Genomic DNA, 16,217 nt, shown 5'->3' with positions numbered 1-16,217 from the left:
GATCTCAAAAGCATTATCGAACCGATCCACTATCATTGAAAGGATATATTCTATCAACGTAGAACACTAATCGTAGAAAGCTAATAAGGAAATCATTATGCGCTACTCGAAACTCTCTCTGCTGGTTCCCTGTGCACTTCTTCTCAGCGCCTGTACTACCGTGACGCCGGTCTATAAAGATAACGGCACACGTAGTGGTTCATGCATAGAAGGTGGGCCAGACAGCGTGGCTCAACAATTCTATGATTACCGTATTCAGCATCGAAACAATGACATTACCGCCCTTCGTCCGTACCTGAGCGACAATCTGGCTAAACTGCTGACCGACGCCAGCCGCGATAATGCACACCGCGACCTGTTTAACAGCGATCCGTTCTCCAGTCGCGCTACGTTACCAGACAGCGCCAGTGTCGCCAGCGCATCGACTATTCCGAATAGTGATGCACGCAACATTCCGCTGCGCGTAGAGCTGAAACAGGGCGATCAGAGCTGGCGTGATGAAGTGCTGATGATCCGTGAAGGTCAGTGCTGGGTCGTTGATGATGTACGCTATCTGGGCGGCAGCGTACACGCGCCAGCCGGGACGTTGCGCCAGTCTGTCGAAAACCGCTAACCGCCCCATTCACCCGCTTAAATCATAACCCCCATAAATTGTCTGGCATTCTGCATAGAATGCCGACAATTATTCTTACCCACTGGTGACCTCGCTATTTTGTGCTATGTTTAGAGAAGAATGCGGTTTGCATTTAACTTTTAACGCATAAATATTGCATAACTATTCTGTCAAAGGTAGTATCTGCGGCTTCAATAGCTATCAGACTGCCAGTATCGAGTGTCAATGAGTATTCAATTAAACGGCATTAACTGCTTCTACGGCGCACATCAGGCGCTGTTCGATATCACGCTGGATTGCCCTCAGGGTGAAACACTGGTGTTACTTGGCCCAAGTGGAGCCGGGAAAAGCTCGCTGCTGCGCGTACTCAACCTGCTTGAGATGCCGCGCTCGGGCACGCTCTCTATTGCGGGCAACCGTTTCGACTTCACGAAGACCCCGTCAGATAAAGCCATTCGGGATCTGCGTCAGAACGTGGGCATGGTCTTTCAGCAATATAATCTCTGGCCGCATCTCACGGTGGTGCAGAACCTGATTGAAGCGCCCTGCCGCGTACTGGGTCTGACAAAAGAGCAAGCGATGGCGCGCGCCGAGAAACTGCTGGAACGTCTGCGCCTCAAGCCTTACAGCGATCGTTACCCATTACATCTTTCCGGTGGCCAGCAACAGCGTGTAGCCATTGCCCGCGCGTTGATGATGGAGCCGCAGGTGCTGCTGTTTGATGAACCGACCGCCGCGCTTGACCCGGAAATTACCGCCCAAATCGTCAGCATCATTCGCGAACTGGCGGAAACCAATATTACTCAGGTGATCGTCACCCACGAAGTGGAAGTTGCACGTAAAACGGCCAGTCGTGTGGTGTATATGGAAAACGGTCACATCGTCGAGTTTGGGGATGCGAGCTGCTTTGCCAACCCGCAAACCGAAGCGTTTAAAAACTATCTTTCTCACTAAGATTCGGGACAATACAATGAAAAAAGTTCTGATTGCCGCGCTAATCGCAGGTTTTAGTCTTTCCGCTACCGCAGCCCAAACCATTCGTTTCGCCACCGAAGCGTCTTATCCTCCGTTTGAATCTATCGATGCGAATAACAAGATCGTAGGTTTTGACGTTGATCTGGCAAACGCGCTGTGTAAAGAGATTGACGCTACTTGTACCTTCACCAATCAGGCCTTCGACAGCCTGATTCCGAGCCTGAAATTCCGTCGTTTTGACGCGGTGATGGCCGGTATGGACATCACGCCTGAGCGTGAAAAACAGGTGCTGTTCACCACCCCTTACTACGACAACTCTGCGCTGTTTGTGGGCCAGCAGGGTAAATACACCAGCATCGACCAGCTGAAAGGTAAAAAAGTCGGCGTTCAAAACGGTACCACGCACCAGAAATTCATCATGGATAAACATCCGGAAGTGACCACTGTGCCGTATGACAGCTACCAGAATGCCAAACTCGATCTGCAAAACGGTCGTATTGACGGCGTCTTTGGTGATACCGCAGTAGTAACCGAGTGGCTGAAAGACAATCCTAAGCTTGCCGCGGTTGGTGACAAAGTCACGGATAAAGATTACTTCGGTACAGGTCTGGGCATCGCGGTACGCCAGGGCAATACCGAGCTGCAGCAGAAATTTAACGCTGCGCTGGAAAAAGTGAAGAAAGATGGGACTTACGAGACCATCTACAACAAATGGTTCCAGAAGTAATATTTGATGAATGAATTTTTTCCTTTAGCAAGCGCCGCCGGGATGACCGTCGGCCTTGCCGTTTGTGCGCTGATCATTGGCCTTGCACTCGCCATGTTTTTTGCCGTCTGGGAGTCAGTAAAATGGCGCCCGGTGGCATGGGCGGGCTCGGCCCTGGTCACCATCCTGCGCGGTCTGCCAGAAATCCTGGTGGTTCTGTTTATCTATTTCGGTTCCTCACAATTGCTGCTGACGCTGGCCGATGGCTTTACGATCAATCTCGGGTTTGTACAAATCCCGGTTCAGATGCAGATCGAAAACTTCGACGTCAGCCCGTTCCTGTGCGGTGTCATTGCACTGTCATTATTGTACGCCGCTTACGCGTCGCAAACGCTGCGTGGCGCGCTGAAGGCCGTGCCACTCGGACAATGGGAATCAGGTCAGGCGTTGGGTTTGTCTAAAGCCGCGATCTTCTTTCGTCTGGTGATGCCGCAGATGTGGCGTCATGCCTTACCGGGACTGGGTAACCAGTGGCTGGTATTGCTGAAAGATACCGCGCTGGTCAGCCTTATCAGCGTGAACGATCTGATGTTGCAAACCAAGAGTATTGCCACCCGCACCCAGGAGCCGTTTACCTGGTACATTGTGGCGGCCGCTATTTACCTGGTGATTACGCTGGTGAGTCAGTACATTCTCAAACGCATTGACCTGCGCGCGACACGTTTTGAGCGGAGACCAGGCTGATGCTTGATTATTTACCTGAATTGTTGAAAGGGCTGCATACCAGCCTGACACTGACGGTCGCCTCCATCGTGGTTGCTCTGGTGCTGGCGCTAATCTTCACCGTCATCCTGACGCTGAAAACGCCGGTGCTGGTGTGGCTGGTACGCGCGTATATCACGCTGTTTACCGGTACACCGCTGCTGGTGCAAATCTTCCTGATCTACTACGGACCTGGACAGTTTCCGGCATTGCAAGAATATCCGGTACTGTGGCATCTGCTCTCTGAACCCTGGTTATGCGCCTTAATTGCGCTGTCGTTAAACAGTGCAGCCTACACTACGCAACTGTTCTACGGCGCTATTCGTGCAATCCCGGAAGGTCAGTGGCAGTCCTGCGGAGCGTTAGGGATGAGCAAAAAGGATACGCTGGCGATTCTGTTGCCGTATGCCTTTAAACGCGCCCTCTCCTCGTATTCCAACGAAGTGGTGCTGGTATTTAAAAGTACCTCACTGGCTTACACCATCACGCTGATGGAAGTCATGGGTTATAGCCAACTGCTGTACGGTCGTACTTATGACGTTATGGTCTTCGGTGCCGCGGGTGTGATTTACCTGATCGTCAACGGCTTGCTGACGCTGATGATGCGCTTAATCGAACGTAAAGCGCTGGCGTTTGAACACCGGAATTAAGCATATGCCTGATGGCGCTACGCTTATCAGGCCTACGGTTCATGCACCTTTTGTAGGCCGGATAAGGTGCTAGCACCGCCATCCAGCAAATGTGCATAAGTAAAAAACATAAAGACGGACAACAACCTAAATTGTCCGTCTTTTTTCACACCAATAAAAATATTTAATCATTTTTATTGCATATAAATTCATTAAATGGCATTGTTACTCCACGCCGCAGACACGGTAATAATCATAAGATTGACAGACGGGAGTTCCACCATGAAAAAGTTAGTACTGGCCGCATTACTTGCTACTTTCGCCGCTGGCGCCTCAGCTGCTGATAAAATTAGTTTCGGTGTATCAGCCACATATCCGCCATTTGAATCACTGGACGCAAGCAATAAAATTGTCGGTTTTGACATCGACCTGGCAACGGCGCTGTGCAAACAAATGCAAGCAGAATGTACTTTCACCAATCACGCTTTCGACAGCCTGATCCCCGCGCTGAAATTCAAGAAATATGATGCGGTAATTTCCGGAATGGATATCACACCTGAGCGTAGCAAGCAGGTTGCATTTACTCAGCCTTACTATGCCAACTCCGCGCTGGTGATTGCGAAAAAAGACACCTATAAAACCTTTGCCGACCTGAAAGGTAAGCGCATCGGTATGGAAAACGGCACCACGCATCAGAAATACCTGCAGGATAAACATCCTGAGGTGAAAACCGTGGCCTACGACAGCTATCAGAATGCGATTATTGACCTGAAAAATGGCCGTATTGATGGTGTATTTGGTGATACTGCTGTGGTTAACGAATGGCTGAAAACCAACCCACAGTTAGGCGTAGCCACTGACAAAGTTACCGATCCGCAATACTTCGGTACTGGTCTTGGCATCGCGGTTCGCCCGGATAACAAAGCCCTGCTGGAAAAACTGAACAGCGCGCTGGCGGCCATCAAAGCTGACGGCACGTACCAGAAAATCAGCGACCAATGGTTCCCGCAGTAACGTCTGCTCAATCTGAAAAGCCGCGCTCTGCGGCTTTTTTTATCTCTTCGCCTGCGCTTTCAGTCAGTTCTTACGCCATAAATGCTTTCCTGGCATACACTTGTTAAAACGAAAAAAAGTGAGGCAAACGGATGATAGCGTTCCCTGCCAGTTTACTGATCCTCAATGGAAAAAGTGCTGATAATCTCCCCCTGCGTGATGCCATTGCGAAGCTTCGCGATGAAGGCGTGGAAATCCATGTTCGCGTGACCTGGGAAAAAGGCGATGCCCAACGCTACGTTGATGAAGCTCGTCAGCTAGGCGTTGAAACGGTAATAGCCGGCGGCGGCGACGGCACAATAAACGAAGTTTCGACGGCGCTTATCCAGTCGCAGGGCGGCAATATTCCGGCGCTGGGTATTTTACCGTTGGGAACGGCGAATGACTTTGCCACCAGCGTTGGTATACCCGACGACCTTGATAAGGCGTTAAAGCTGGCTATTGCCGCAAATGCGACTGAGATCGACATGGTACAGGTCAACGATAAAACCTGTTTTATCAACATGGCGACTGGCGGATTTGGCACGCGTATCACCACCGAAACGCCGGAAAAACTCAAGGCCGCACTGGGCGGTGTATCGTATTTTATTCACGGATTAATGCGCATGGATACGCTCAAGCCCGACATCTGTGACATTCGTGGGGAAGATTTTCACTGGCAGGGTAAGGCGCTGGTGATTGGTATCGGTAACGGTCGCCAGGCTGGTGGTGGGCAACAGCTTTGCCCAACGGCGCTAATCAACGACGGTCTGCTGCAACTGCGCATTTTTACCGGCGAGGAACTACTGCCAGGGCTGCTTTCGGCATTAACGCAATCCGAAGACAACCCTAATATTATTGACGGCGCATCGTCGTGGTTTGATATCTGCGCCCCGCACGAAATTACCTTTAATCTCGATGGCGAACCGCTCAGCGGACAAGAGTTTCATATTGAAATCTTGCCCGCTGCGCTACGTTGCAGACTCCCGCCGGGTTGTCCACTGTTGCGCTAACCCGACGACAATCCGAGGGATCAGGCAATAGTGACTTTGCTGTCCAGATAAACGTCCTGTACGGCGTTAATCAACTTAACGCCGTCGGCCATGGTTTTCTTGAACGCTTTACGCCCCAGAATCAGCCCCATGCCGCCCGCACGTTTGTTAATCACCGCTGTACGCACTGCATCGCTCAGGTCGGTGTCGCCGCCGGCCGCCCCGCCAGAGTTAATTAATCCGGCGCGCCCCATATAACAGTTCGCCAGTTGATAACGCACCAGGTCAATTGGATTCTCACTGGTCAACTTGGTGTAAACGCGATCGTCGGTGTAGCCAAAATTAACCGCTTTATACCCGCCGTTATTTTCCGCCATTTTCTGCTTAACGATATCCGCTCCGATAGTGGCAGCCAGATGGTTAGCCTGCCCGGTAAGATCGGCGGAAACATGGTAATCCACGCCATCTTTTTTAAACGCGGAGTTACGCAGATACGCCCACAGCACGGTAACCATACCCAACTCATGGGCGCGCTCAAACGCTGCTGAAATCTCTTCAATCTGGCGGCGAGATTCCTCAGAACCGAAATATATGGTTGCCCCTACCGCAACCGCACCCATATTGAACGCCTGCTCTACGCTGGCATACAGCGTCTGGTCAAAGGTATTCGGATAGCTGAGCGTTTCATTGTGGTTAATTTTAACGAGGAACGGGATGCGGTGCGCGTAGCGGCGGGAGACAGAAGCCAGCACACCGTAAGTCGATGCCACGCAGTTGCACCCTGCTTCGATAGCCAACTCCACAATATTCTTCGGATCAAAGTACAGCGGGTTAGCGGCAAACGAAGCCCCAGCAGAATGCTCTACCCCCTGATCCACCGGTAGGATCGACAGATACCCTGTCCCGGCAAGTCGCCCCGTGTTATACAGCGTCTGCATATTACGCAGCACGGCAGGCGGCCGATTGTTATCCACCATTACGCGATCGACGTAATCATGTCCAGGCAGGTAAAGTTGGTCAGAAGGAATGGTCATACAACGATGCTGTAAAAGGCTGTCGGCATCTTTGCCAAGCAACTGCGCAATATCAGTCATAGCTATGCTCCCGTAAGTTCCGGTTTAAAACCGGAATATGGATTGTCCTGACCCGCCTTTTTGCGGGCAGCATTAAGCCTGGTACCGACTGCGCTTTTTTTCCATCTTTAGCGCACTTTTCAGCAACTTCTGCTGGCTCGATTCAGGAAAAAATAATGTTAAGACGGTCAAAGTTTAATCTCAAAGGTATTTTAAAGGTATTATTGAATGGTACTATCAGCACGTACCTTACCTGTCATGAAGGATTTAAAGATGAAAACTACAGTTAAGCTGTCGTTCATGATGTTTGTAGAGTGGTTTATCTGGGGCGCCTGGTTTGTACCACTGTGGCTGTGGCTGAGTAAAAGTGGCTTTAGTGCCGGAGAGATAGGCTGGTCCTACGCCTGCACCGCCATTGCGGCGATCCTGTCGCCCATTCTGGTCGGTTCAATCACTGATCGCTTTTTCTCCGCGCAAAAAGTACTGGCGGTGTTGATGTTCGTCGGCGCTATTCTGATGTACTTCGCCGCCCAGCAAACCACCTTCAGCGGATTCTTCCCGCTGTTACTGGCCTATTCGTTGACCTATATGCCGACGATTGCGCTGACCAACAGTATTGCTTTTGCCAACGTACCGGATGTTGAACGTGATTTCCCGCGCATCCGCGTGATGGGCACCATTGGCTGGATTGCCTCCGGTTTGGCCTGCGGTTTCTTACCGCAAATGCTTGGCTATAACGACATCTCACCCACCAATATTCCCCTGCTTATCACTGCCGGAAGCTCCGCATTGTTAGGTGTTTTTGCCTTCTTTTTACCGGATACGCCGCCAAAAAGTACCGGCAAAATGGATTTCAAAGTTATGCTGGGTCTGGATGCGCTGATCCTGCTGCGCGATAAGAACTTCCTCGTCTTCTTCTTTTGCTCTTTCCTGTTTGCGATGCCACTGGCGTTCTATTACATCTTCGCCAACGGCTATCTGACAGAAGTCGGAATGAAAAACGCCACCGGCTGGATGACGCTGGGCCAGTTCTCTGAAATCTTCTTCATGCTGGCGCTACCGTTTTTCACCAAACGCTTTGGTATTAAAAAGGTATTGTTGCTTGGTCTTATTACTGCGGCGATCCGCTACGGATTTTTCGTTTACGGCGGTGCGGAAGAATATTTCACTTACGCCCTGCTGTTTCTCGGCATTCTGCTGCACGGCGTCAGTTACGACTTCTATTACGTCACGGCTTACATCTATGTCGATAAAAAAGCGCCGGTCCACATGCGCACCGCAGCGCAAGGGCTTATCACCCTCTGCTGTCAGGGATTCGGCAGCCTGCTCGGGTACCGTCTGGGCGGCGTGATGATGGAAAAAATGTTTGCTTATCAGGAGCCCGTTAATGGTCTCACCTTTAACTGGGCTGGCATGTGGGGATTTGGCGCGGTCATGATTGCCATCATTGCCGTGTTGTTCATGATTTTCTTTCGCGAATCAGACAAAGAAATCACCGCCATTAAGGTGGACGATCGCGATATAGCGTTGAAACAAGGGGAAGTAAAATGAAAGCAGAACGTATTCTCGGTGCTCTTTATGGGCAGGCGTTAGGGGATGCGATGGGCATGCCGTCGGAACTGTGGCCAAGAACCCGGGTAAAAGCACACTTCGGTTGGATCGACCGTTTTTTGCCCGGCCCTGCGGAAAATAATGCCGCCTGCTATTTTAACCAAGCGGAGTTCACTGATGACACGTCCATGGCGCTGTGTCTGGCAGATGCCCTGCTTGAATGCGACGGCGAAATTGTGCCAGACGTAATTGGTCGCAATATTCTGGCCTGGGCCGAGCAGTTTGATGCCTTTAATAAAAACGTGCTCGGCCCGACCTCGAAAATTGCGTTAAAAGCCATTCGTGACGGTAAACCGGTCGCCGAACTGGAAAACAACGGCGTGACCAATGGCGCGGCAATGCGCGTTTCCCCGCTGGGATGCCTGCTGCCCGCTCGCAATCTTGATGCCTTTATCGATGATGTGGCATTGGCCTCCAGCCCGACGCATAAATCGGATCTGGCTATCGCGGGAGCCGTTGTCGTCGCGTGGGCGGTATCGCGCGCCATCGACGGAGGAAAATGGTCAGAGATTGTCGACGCGCTACCTGCCATTGCCCTGCATGCGCAGCAAAAACGAATCACCACTTTTAGCGCATCGCTTTGTGCACGCCTTGAACTGGCGCTAAAAATCGTCCGTAACGCCGATGGCGTCGAGTCCGCCAGCGAGCAGCTGTATCAGGTTGTAGGTGCCGGAACCAGCACCATTGAGTCCGTGCCTTGCGCCATCGCCATGGTCGAACTGGCGCAGACCGATCCAAACCGCTGCGCCATTCTGTGCGCGAACCTCGGCGGCGATACCGACACCATCGGGGCGATGGCAACCGCCATTTGTGGTGCATTACACGGCGTGAGCGCGATCAACCCAGCATTGAAGCAGGAGTTGGATGCGGTTAATCAGTTGGACTTTACCCGCTACGCCAGTGGGTTAATGCGACTGCGTGAGCAGCGGGAGGCGCTATGAGCAACACGCATCTGCAACAACTTCTCTCGCAGTTACGTACACAGCGGCCAGTAACGGTGGTGGGTGCGGCGGTGATTGATGTCATTGCCGATGCGTATGCCCTCCCCTGGCGCGGCTGTGACATCGAGCTCAAGCAGCAAGGTGTTAACGTTGGCGGCTGCGCACTCAATATCGCCGTCACGCTTAAGCGTTTAGGTATCGATGCCTGCAATGCTCTACCGCTGGGTCAGGGAGTGTGGGCCGACATTATCCGCAACCGGATGGCAAAAGAGGGACTGCACAGCCGGATCGACAATGCCGAAGGCGATAACGGCTGGTGTCTGGCGCTGGTGGAGCCGGATGGCGAGCGTACCTTTATGTCTTTTAGCGGCGTTGAGAATCAGTGGAATGCCGCCTGGCTGGCACAGCTGGATATCCCGCGTCATAGCCTGGTGTATCTTTCGGGTTATCAGCTAGCGTCCCCGTGCGGTGAATTGCTGGTGCAGTGGCTGGAAGGTCTGGAAGAGGTGACACCGTTTATCGATTTTGGCCCGCGCATCGGCGACATTCCTGAGCCTTTACTGGCACGAATTATGGCCTGCCGTCCGCTGGTGTCACTTAATCGTCAGGAGGCGGAAATTGCTGCCGAGCGGTTTGCATTGAGTCAGGATGTGGAAGGTTTTGGCGCAGAATGGGGGCAACGTTTCACCGCACCGGTGGTCGTGCGTCACGATAAAGACGGCGCATGGTATTTCAGCGCACAGACATCCGGCTGCGTACCGGCATTTGCAACGGCGGTCGTTGATACCATTGGCGCAGGTGACAGCCACGCTGGCGGCATGCTGGCTGGGCTGGCGGCTGGCTGGACGCTGGCCGACTCAGTGCTGTTAGGTAACGCGGTGGCGTCCTGGGTAGTTGGGCATCGCGGCGGCGATTGCGCCCCGTCGCGCGAGGAACTACTCCTCGCACACAAAGACGTATAGATCGCTACGACAGTAACTGATGCTGTATTCAATAGGCCGTTGCTGCTGGTCAAGCGCTACCTGCTTGATCACCAGTACCGGCACTTTGCTATCCATTTGAATGTGCGCCTGGAACTCTGCGTCAGGCATTCTGGCGCTAACGCGTGAGCGCGTACGCTGTGGGAAAATATGCTGGCTACGAAAATAGTCATACAGCGAAACACCGATGGCATCCACATCATGAATTAGGTGTGCGGGTACCCAGGACTCTTCAATAGAAACAGCGTCTTCGTCAACGTAACGAATGCGTTTGAGCAAGAAGACATCACTCCCCACGGCGACAGCCAACTGCTGGGCCACCTCTTCCGGGCAAGGCACAATGCGCTTGTTGACCCACAGCGTATCCGGTTTTTTACCGCGCAACACCACCTGCTGAGAAAAACCGCGCGCTTCTTTAAGCGAATACTCGAAGATATTATTAATTTGCGTTCCATAACCGCGGGCACGTGTTACTACACCTTCTTCTTCCAGGGCCTGCATCGCCTTGCGTACCGTAATCCGAGAAACGCCGGTCAACTGGCTGAGGTCGCGCTCGCCGGGCAGGATATTGCCGTGCTCCAGGATCCCACTGCGCACAGCATTCTTCACCGTCTGCGCAAATTTCATATACAGCGGCGTGTTATCCGCCGCTGAAATACGTTCATTCAGTTGTGCGATAAGCTGGGTATGCGCTTGTTCCATTTATCTTTTTCCTGGCCGCCGTTTCTGCAGCCAGTATACCCATTACCACCACGCGTGGAAATGATGGACCGGACCAATTCCCTGGCCAACTTCCAGCGTGTCGGCCTGCGCCAGCGCCGCTGAAAGCCACAGTTTGGCTTCCTGTACGGTATCGGCCCAGTTGTTATGGCGCGGACGCAGGGCTGCCAACGCCGCCGATAGCGTACAACCGGTGCCATGGGTATTTTTGGTCATCACCCTTGGTGCGGTAAAACGCTGCTCACCATCGCGAGTAAAGAGCCAGTCGGGGCTTTGTGCATCATCCAGATGACCGCCCTTCATCAACACCGCCTCGCAGCCCAACGCCCGTAGCGCCCTTCCCTGCTCTAACATCTCCTGCTCAGTCTGCGCATGCGATGCCCCGAGCAGTGCAGCAGCTTCGGGTAAATTAGGAGTGATAATCGAAACCTGCGGCAGCAAACGGGTACGCAGCGTTTCTACCGCCGAGGGCGACAGCAACGGATCGCCGCTTTTCGCCAACATCACCGTGTCCAGCACCACATTTTGTACCCGATGGCGACGTAAACGTTCGGCGACAGCTTCGACAATGTCCGTCTCCGCCAACATACCGATCTTAGTCGTATCAATACGCACATCACTCAACACCGAATCCAGCTGCGCGGCGACAAAATCAGGTTCAATACGATACACCGACTGCACCCCGCGCGTATTTTGCGCCACCAACGCCGTGATAACCGAACAGCCGTAAGCGCCCAGCGCCGAGAAGGTTTTTAAATCAGCCTGAATACCCGCGCCACCGCTTGGGTCGGTTCCGGCGATCGTTAATGCGTTAATCCGTTTCATGCTTGCTCCTGGGCGTTCAGGTTATAGAGGGCGTCGAGAAATGCCGGGACAAAGCTACCCGGTCCGTTTGATTGCTCGGTGGCTATTTGCCCGGCCTGTTTCATCCAACTACAGGCGGAGGCGACGTTATCAAGTCGGTCACCACGCAAGGCACAACTGGCCGCAACAACCGCTGAAAGAGCGCATCCAGTGCCCACCACGCGAGTCATCAACGGGTCACCGCCGTCAACGCGGACGGTACGCTGACCATCGGTGACGTAATCCACTTCGCCGGTAACCACGACAATAGTCCCAACCTGACGAGCCAGCGCCTGCGCTGCCGGAAGCGCAGCAACAGCCGTATCGGTTGTATCCACGCCGCGTCCACCACCGTTGATGCCGGCCAGAGCAAGTATTTCCGAAGCGTTGCCACGAATAGCAGCAGGCTGTAGTGACAATAATTCCAGGCAGAAGTGACGGCGAAACTCAAGCGCACCTACGGCAACGGGATCGAGCGTCCACGGGGTTTTAGCATGATGAGCCTGCTTAACTGCGGCACGCATCGCCGCGGCCCGTTCCCGAGTTAAGGTGCCGACATTAACCAGCAATGCACTGGCAATAGCGGCGAATTGGCTGGCTTCCTCAGGCTCGATCACCATCGCAGGCGATGCGCCCAGCGCCAGTAATGTATTGGCAGTAAAACTTTGCACGACCTCATTGGTCATACAGTGTGTGAGCGGGGATAAGGTTCTAAATTGGTGCAAAGTGTGAGCCGCGAGTGCGCGGCTGTGCAGGTCAGGCTGCATGGTTCAGCTCCTGCCCGCGCGAAGAAGGGACACGAGCAGTGTCAGACTTCCCTACGCTGGCATTATCCAGATCAGGTGGTACGGGTATTTCTCAGCCTTCACCAGAAGGGCACCCCGAGTCGTTGAAACACAAACGTAATATGCTGGTTTCAGTAACAGGATACTGCCTGTGCTTAACGATGTAAATTGGCGCACTCCCCACTCCCGCAGTGAAACTACTGGTCAAGGTTGCTGCAATTCTGTACTTTCATTTACACTTTTTACGAAATGACTGGAGTGATCACAAAATAGTGCTTGTCAGACATCCGGTATGCCAGGAATGATACATGACTGATTTTGATGACCCGAAGAGGTAGAGAGGATGGGTATGAAGAATAAAATGTTGCTGGGTGCACTTCTGCTTGCAAGCAGCGTCGTCTGGGCCGCACCAGCTGCAACAGCTGCCCCCACCGGTATCGATAAGTATGAACTGAGCAGCTTTATTGCTGACTTCACCCATTTCAAACCCGGTGACAAGGTTCCACCACTGTATCTCACCGAAGAATACACCATTAAACAGTGGAATCTGCGCAACCTGCCCGCGCCGACGGCAGGCACCCACTGGACCTACATGGGCGGCGCGTATGTACTGGTCAATGATGCCGATGCAAAGATCATTAAAGCCTACGATGGCGAGATTTTTTATCATCGGTGAAAAATCCCCCTCATTTCAGAGGGGGAAAGTGCAGACACCTTTTTTATTGTTATTAACGATGCATTGATTATTTGCCGATCAGTCATATTTTACATAAATTAATGCTGTAGCTTCGAGATTACCTGGTTTTACTTTACTCTTATCGTAGACATAATAGCTGGCAACAATAGGGATCATGACGGTATTACTATTTACGTCCTCACCCACTTTATCAACTTTCCACAGCGTTGATGCGGTTCCTTGGTCAGCCACACGTGAAATATTTACAGTTTGATTATTGTTCTCCAGTACAAACCCAACGCCATTATTATCATCACCGCGTAAAACGAAATTACTACCTGTCAGTAAATCACTACTGGAGAGATAAACTGCCATTTTGCGTGATGTCTGCTTACGGTCGCCAAACAAATTATCGCACTGCAAACGGATATTCTCTGTCGTACTTTTACTTGTTACCTTTCCGGATACAGGTAGTTCTGAAAGTGCAATATCTGGCAGGATAATGTTCAGGTCTTCCGGTTTGCAGGTAGTTTGTTTCCTGTTATAAGTTAAAATCAAATCTGAGGAGTAAAACCCAGCATCCTTTGCCAGTGAATTTCGGTAACTTGTTATGCATGGATCCCATCCTTTACCCGTAAATAGACAACCAAGCAAGGTCCAAAATGCGGCGCTTTGGGTAGTTGAAGAAGCGCTTGACAAAGAGGCCACGTCTTTTATATGTACGCTATTTCCGGCTCCTGCCGAAATGTTCACTGTCGCGCTGCTATTTGCTTGTGAAATATCCACTCGATATCCGGCTGTAAAATCCGTTTTCCCACTCGGCAAACTAATATCAGAACTGTTTAACCAAGAAAATCTCAACGTTAATTTAACCGTATTATCGTACAGTCCAACAACAATGTCTGATGTTTTTAATGGGCTAACCTTATTTGCCCCAGAGCAAGTCGAATCATTGAACTGATGGTTATATGATTCTGACTGCGAAGGATTAACTGCAAAATCTTCACGAAGAATCAAATTATCCTGAAAAGAAATATTCCCCTTACACCCAGCATAAGATGTCGGTAGCACAACCAACGCAAATATAAAAATAAAGAAATTTAATTTCATAAGATCGCCCCAAAATTAGCGACAGATATAAACTTTACTTTCATCAATCGTTTTATCGAAGGTGATTGAGCATGAAAGTCCCTGTTCTTTATCTACCGCCACGCTGACTTCGGGCGGAATTTCATTAGTACGAATAAAAAGCTGACTTCCTTGGCCGACAACGCCAACGTTATGCCCATGAATATCTTCCACTTCATAACCAAAACTCAGTGGCGAACCGTCAGAACGTTGGGCTTTAATAAACCACGGCTTGCGTTGATCGGTATCGAAACGCACCAGAAGTACCGCCCCACGGTAGGGCGCCACAATTTTTCGATTACCGTGTAACTCTGTTTCACTGCTGCTTTGTGAAACGTCCAGCACAAGGTGGTTTTCACGATTCGGCGTCAAATTATCGTAGACAACGGTCCCTTTTGCGTTAGTGGTACGATATTTTTGCCCATTAACGTATGCCCCTTCCAGGCCCGGAGCCTGCATGATAGCAAAAGTATCAGAAAGCCGATTCGACAAATTCACCCCACCAGACCAGGCCACCACGCCGCCTGAGATACTCCCTCCCGTCTGGGTATATTTTGTCGACTGGCTGTAGTTACCATTAATGATTGCAACAGGCGCATTCCAGGTTAAATTGGTCCCGACGATTGTTTCACTATCCTGCCGCTGATGGCTCAGATTAACGCCATAATTAAGCTGATCGCGCATTCCCGCGGTTCCGGTTATACCTGTGTTATTCGAAGCAAAACCATCATCATCAAATGTTGTTGAATTTGACACACTCAGATGACGACGAGGTGTTGTTATACCATCCCCCCAGTCAAAGGGAATGGAGATAAACAGGTTAAAACGCTTATCTTCATTGTGATCTTCATCGTATGTCTGGCTTGCTGAAAACGTATAACTAATACGTTGCCAGCTATTCGAATAACTAAATTGATAATCTTTGCTGCTACCACTGCGCCCCCAATAATCTCGCCACAAAGAGCTCAGTGAAACGGAACCCAAGCCTTCCGGCAACAACTGGCTCACATTTGCTGAAAAAGTGTTTTTACGACCAAAGTCATTCTGGTAATAATCAGCAATATCGTAGACGTCGTTTTCATCACGATGATAGCTGTTTTTGTTATTTGCCCAGACATGATCGTTGAAGGTACGGTAACCACGTGATGAATAACGATAAGCCGCAAGGCCAAAACGCGTCGAAGTCTGGTTTACGTATTTGTTATAAGCAATTTGATAGCTTTGGCCATCAAACACGTCGCCGTTATCCTGTTTGCTGTGCGATTGTGTGGCATCCACTGAGATTGCCCCAATACGCGTATTCCAGCCAGTCCCCAAAGTGAAAGCATTGTAGTGATTCGAAAACATGGTGCCGCCATACAGCGTCAACAGATTGTTTAGCCCATATTGATAGCTTGCCTGGGTGATGCTGCCAACTTACTGATTTAGTGTATGATGGTGTTTTTGAGGTGCTCCAGTGGCTTCTGTTTCTATCAGCTGTCCCTCCTGTTCAGCTACTGACGGGGTGGTGCGTAACGGCAAAAGCACTGCCGGACATCAGCGCTATCTCTGCTCTCACTGCCGTAAAACATGGCAACTGCAGTTCACTTACACCGCTTCTCAACCCGGTACGCACCAGAAAATCATTGATATGGCCATGAATGGCGTTGGATGCCGGGCAACTGCCCGCATTATGGGCGTTGGCCTCAACACGATTTTACGTCACTTAAAAAACTCAGGCCGCAGTCGGTAACCTCGCGCATACAGCCGGG

General features: G+C 51.2%; 16 protein-coding genes, 2 pseudogenes and 1 riboswitch. Of the genes and pseudogenes, 12 read left to right on the top strand and 6 right to left on the bottom strand.

The genetic code is table 11. The features are described 5' to 3' along the window. Positions 1-97 precede the first annotated feature (97 nt). The 7 genes from OGX92_RS19970 (at position 98) to yegS (ending at position 5,730) form a co-directional block, all read left to right on the top strand. The gene (locus OGX92_RS19970) at positions 98-613 is read left to right on the top strand and encodes a lipoprotein (protein ID WP_003834409.1); all 516 of its coding nucleotides are present in this window, start codon (positions 98-100) and stop codon (positions 611-613) included. Between the two features lie 225 nt (positions 614-838). Then, complete coding sequence (artP, locus tag OGX92_RS19965) at positions 839-1,567, top strand: arginine ABC transporter ATP-binding protein ArtP (protein ID WP_003027295.1); 729 nt, start codon at positions 839-841, stop codon at positions 1,565-1,567. 16 nt (positions 1,568-1,583) lie between these two features. Beyond that, the gene (gene artI, locus OGX92_RS19960) at positions 1,584-2,315 is read left to right on the top strand and encodes an arginine ABC transporter substrate-binding protein ArtI (protein ID WP_003027298.1); all 732 of its coding nucleotides are present in this window, start codon (positions 1,584-1,586) and stop codon (positions 2,313-2,315) included. 6 nt (positions 2,316-2,321) lie between these two features. Further along, positions 2,322-3,038 carry an arginine ABC transporter permease ArtQ gene (artQ, locus tag OGX92_RS19955; protein WP_003027301.1) on the top strand — a complete coding sequence of 239 codons (717 nt, stop codon included), beginning with the start codon at positions 2,322-2,324 and terminating at the stop codon, positions 3,036-3,038. Continuing rightward, positions 3,038-3,706 (top strand): arginine ABC transporter permease ArtM, encoded by a 669-nt coding sequence (artM, locus tag OGX92_RS19950; RefSeq protein ID WP_003834415.1) that lies wholly within the window; start codon positions 3,038-3,040, stop codon positions 3,704-3,706. The genes artQ and artM overlap by 1 nt, the downstream gene beginning before the upstream one ends. A gap of 261 nt (positions 3,707-3,967) precedes the next feature. Beyond that, positions 3,968-4,699, top strand: coding sequence for an arginine ABC transporter substrate-binding protein ArtJ (gene artJ, locus OGX92_RS19945; RefSeq protein ID WP_003027308.1), 732 nt, complete (start codon positions 3,968-3,970; stop codon positions 4,697-4,699). Positions 4,700-4,830: 131 nt separating this feature from the next. Beyond that, positions 4,831-5,730, top strand: coding sequence for a lipid kinase YegS (gene yegS, locus OGX92_RS19940; protein WP_063940501.1), 900 nt, complete (start codon positions 4,831-4,833; stop codon positions 5,728-5,730). 20 nt (positions 5,731-5,750) lie between these two features. Here the strand turns inward: yegS and fbaB are convergent, their stop codons facing one another. After that, positions 5,751-6,803: a class I fructose-bisphosphate aldolase gene (gene fbaB / locus OGX92_RS19935; RefSeq protein WP_003834421.1), complete on the bottom strand. Its 1,053-nt coding sequence runs from the start codon at positions 6,801-6,803 to the stop codon at positions 5,751-5,753. A gap of 252 nt (positions 6,804-7,055) precedes the next feature. Here fbaB and OGX92_RS19930 point away from each other — a divergent pair, with 252 nt between their 5' ends. Genes OGX92_RS19930 through OGX92_RS19920 form a run of 3 tightly spaced genes read left to right on the top strand, consistent with a single transcriptional unit; the run spans position 7,056 to position 10,296 of the window. After that, positions 7,056-8,333: a nucleoside permease gene (locus tag OGX92_RS19930; protein ID WP_003834424.1), complete on the top strand. Its 1,278-nt coding sequence runs from the start codon at positions 7,056-7,058 to the stop codon at positions 8,331-8,333. Further along, positions 8,330-9,334 carry an ADP-ribosylglycohydrolase family protein gene (locus tag OGX92_RS19925; protein ID WP_125112574.1) on the top strand — a complete coding sequence of 335 codons (1,005 nt, stop codon included), beginning with the start codon at positions 8,330-8,332 and terminating at the stop codon, positions 9,332-9,334. Before OGX92_RS19930 ends, OGX92_RS19925 begins: the two co-directional genes overlap by 4 nt. Further along, positions 9,331-10,296: a PfkB family carbohydrate kinase gene (locus OGX92_RS19920; protein ID WP_284962040.1), complete on the top strand. Its 966-nt coding sequence runs from the start codon at positions 9,331-9,333 to the stop codon at positions 10,294-10,296. The genes OGX92_RS19925 and OGX92_RS19920 overlap by 4 nt, the downstream gene beginning before the upstream one ends. Here OGX92_RS19920 and OGX92_RS19915 read toward each other — a convergent pair. Genes OGX92_RS19915 through thiM form a run of 3 tightly spaced genes read right to left on the bottom strand, consistent with a single transcriptional unit; the run spans position 10,270 to position 12,644 of the window. Then, complete coding sequence (locus OGX92_RS19915; protein ID WP_125112576.1) at positions 10,270-11,016, bottom strand: GntR family transcriptional regulator; 747 nt, start codon at positions 11,014-11,016, stop codon at positions 10,270-10,272. The two genes, OGX92_RS19920 and OGX92_RS19915, sit on opposite strands and share 27 nt — an antisense overlap. 42 nt (positions 11,017-11,058) lie before the next feature. Beyond that, complete coding sequence (thiD, locus tag OGX92_RS19910; RefSeq protein ID WP_191222364.1) at positions 11,059-11,859, bottom strand: bifunctional hydroxymethylpyrimidine kinase/phosphomethylpyrimidine kinase; 801 nt, start codon at positions 11,857-11,859, stop codon at positions 11,059-11,061. Beyond that, complete coding sequence (gene thiM, locus OGX92_RS19905) at positions 11,856-12,644, bottom strand: hydroxyethylthiazole kinase (RefSeq protein WP_218667303.1); 789 nt, start codon at positions 12,642-12,644, stop codon at positions 11,856-11,858. The genes thiD and thiM overlap by 4 nt, the downstream gene beginning before the upstream one ends. Positions 12,645-12,675: 31 nt before the next feature. After that, positions 12,676-12,771, bottom strand: a riboswitch (TPP riboswitch). Between the two features lie 234 nt (positions 12,772-13,005). On the opposite strand from thiM, the gene OGX92_RS19900 reads away from it, so the two are divergent. Continuing rightward, positions 13,006-13,338 carry an RcnB family protein gene (locus tag OGX92_RS19900; protein WP_003834436.1) on the top strand — a complete coding sequence of 111 codons (333 nt, stop codon included), beginning with the start codon at positions 13,006-13,008 and terminating at the stop codon, positions 13,336-13,338. Positions 13,339-13,416: 78 nt separating this feature from the next. Here the strand turns inward: OGX92_RS19900 and OGX92_RS19895 are convergent, their stop codons facing one another. Continuing rightward, positions 13,417-14,448 carry a putative fimbrial-like adhesin protein gene (locus OGX92_RS19895; RefSeq protein ID WP_286586985.1) on the bottom strand — a complete coding sequence of 344 codons (1,032 nt, stop codon included), beginning with the start codon at positions 14,446-14,448 and terminating at the stop codon, positions 13,417-13,419. A 15-nt stretch (positions 14,449-14,463) separates the two neighbouring features. Then, positions 14,464-15,867: pseudogene (locus OGX92_RS19890) on the bottom strand (fimbria/pilus outer membrane usher protein); the annotation flags it as partial. Between the two features lie 55 nt (positions 15,868-15,922). Here OGX92_RS19890 and OGX92_RS19885 point away from each other — a divergent pair. After that, a pseudogene (locus tag OGX92_RS19885) lies at positions 15,923-16,217 on the top strand (IS1-like element IS1A family transposase); the annotation flags it as partial.

This window comes from Citrobacter sp. Cpo089, assembly GCF_030332695.1.
GTDB classification, from domain to species: domain Bacteria; phylum Pseudomonadota; class Gammaproteobacteria; order Enterobacterales; family Enterobacteriaceae; genus Citrobacter; species Citrobacter portucalensis.
Note: the sequence above shows the minus strand (reverse complement) of the source record. Positions and strands in the feature narration are given on the sequence as shown.

Coding starts and splice junctions, on each gene's coding strand:
- OGX92_RS19970 (WP_003834409.1), top strand. CDS start 98: ATGCGCTACTCGAAACTCTCTCTGCTGGTTCCCTGTGCACTTCTTCTC.
- artP (WP_003027295.1), top strand. CDS start 839: ATGAGTATTCAATTAAACGGCATTAACTGCTTCTACGGCGCACATCAG.
- artI (WP_003027298.1), top strand. CDS start 1,584: ATGAAAAAAGTTCTGATTGCCGCGCTAATCGCAGGTTTTAGTCTTTCC.
- artQ (WP_003027301.1), top strand. CDS start 2,322: ATGAATGAATTTTTTCCTTTAGCAAGCGCCGCCGGGATGACCGTCGGC.
- artM (WP_003834415.1), top strand. CDS start 3,038: ATGCTTGATTATTTACCTGAATTGTTGAAAGGGCTGCATACCAGCCTG.
- artJ (WP_003027308.1), top strand. CDS start 3,968: ATGAAAAAGTTAGTACTGGCCGCATTACTTGCTACTTTCGCCGCTGGC.
- yegS (WP_063940501.1), top strand. CDS start 4,831: ATGATAGCGTTCCCTGCCAGTTTACTGATCCTCAATGGAAAAAGTGCT.
- fbaB (WP_003834421.1), bottom strand. CDS start 6,803: ATGACTGATATTGCGCAGTTGCTTGGCAAAGATGCCGACAGCCTTTTA.
- OGX92_RS19930 (WP_003834424.1), top strand. CDS start 7,056: ATGAAAACTACAGTTAAGCTGTCGTTCATGATGTTTGTAGAGTGGTTT.
- OGX92_RS19925 (WP_125112574.1), top strand. CDS start 8,330: ATGAAAGCAGAACGTATTCTCGGTGCTCTTTATGGGCAGGCGTTAGGG.
- OGX92_RS19920 (WP_284962040.1), top strand. CDS start 9,331: ATGAGCAACACGCATCTGCAACAACTTCTCTCGCAGTTACGTACACAG.
- OGX92_RS19915 (WP_125112576.1), bottom strand. CDS start 11,016: ATGGAACAAGCGCATACCCAGCTTATCGCACAACTGAATGAACGTATT.
- thiD (WP_191222364.1), bottom strand. CDS start 11,859: ATGAAACGGATTAACGCATTAACGATCGCCGGAACCGACCCAAGCGGT.
- thiM (WP_218667303.1), bottom strand. CDS start 12,644: ATGCAGCCTGACCTGCACAGCCGCGCACTCGCGGCTCACACTTTGCAC.
- OGX92_RS19900 (WP_003834436.1), top strand. CDS start 13,006: ATGGGTATGAAGAATAAAATGTTGCTGGGTGCACTTCTGCTTGCAAGC.
- OGX92_RS19895 (WP_286586985.1), bottom strand. CDS start 14,448: ATGAAATTAAATTTCTTTATTTTTATATTTGCGTTGGTTGTGCTACCG.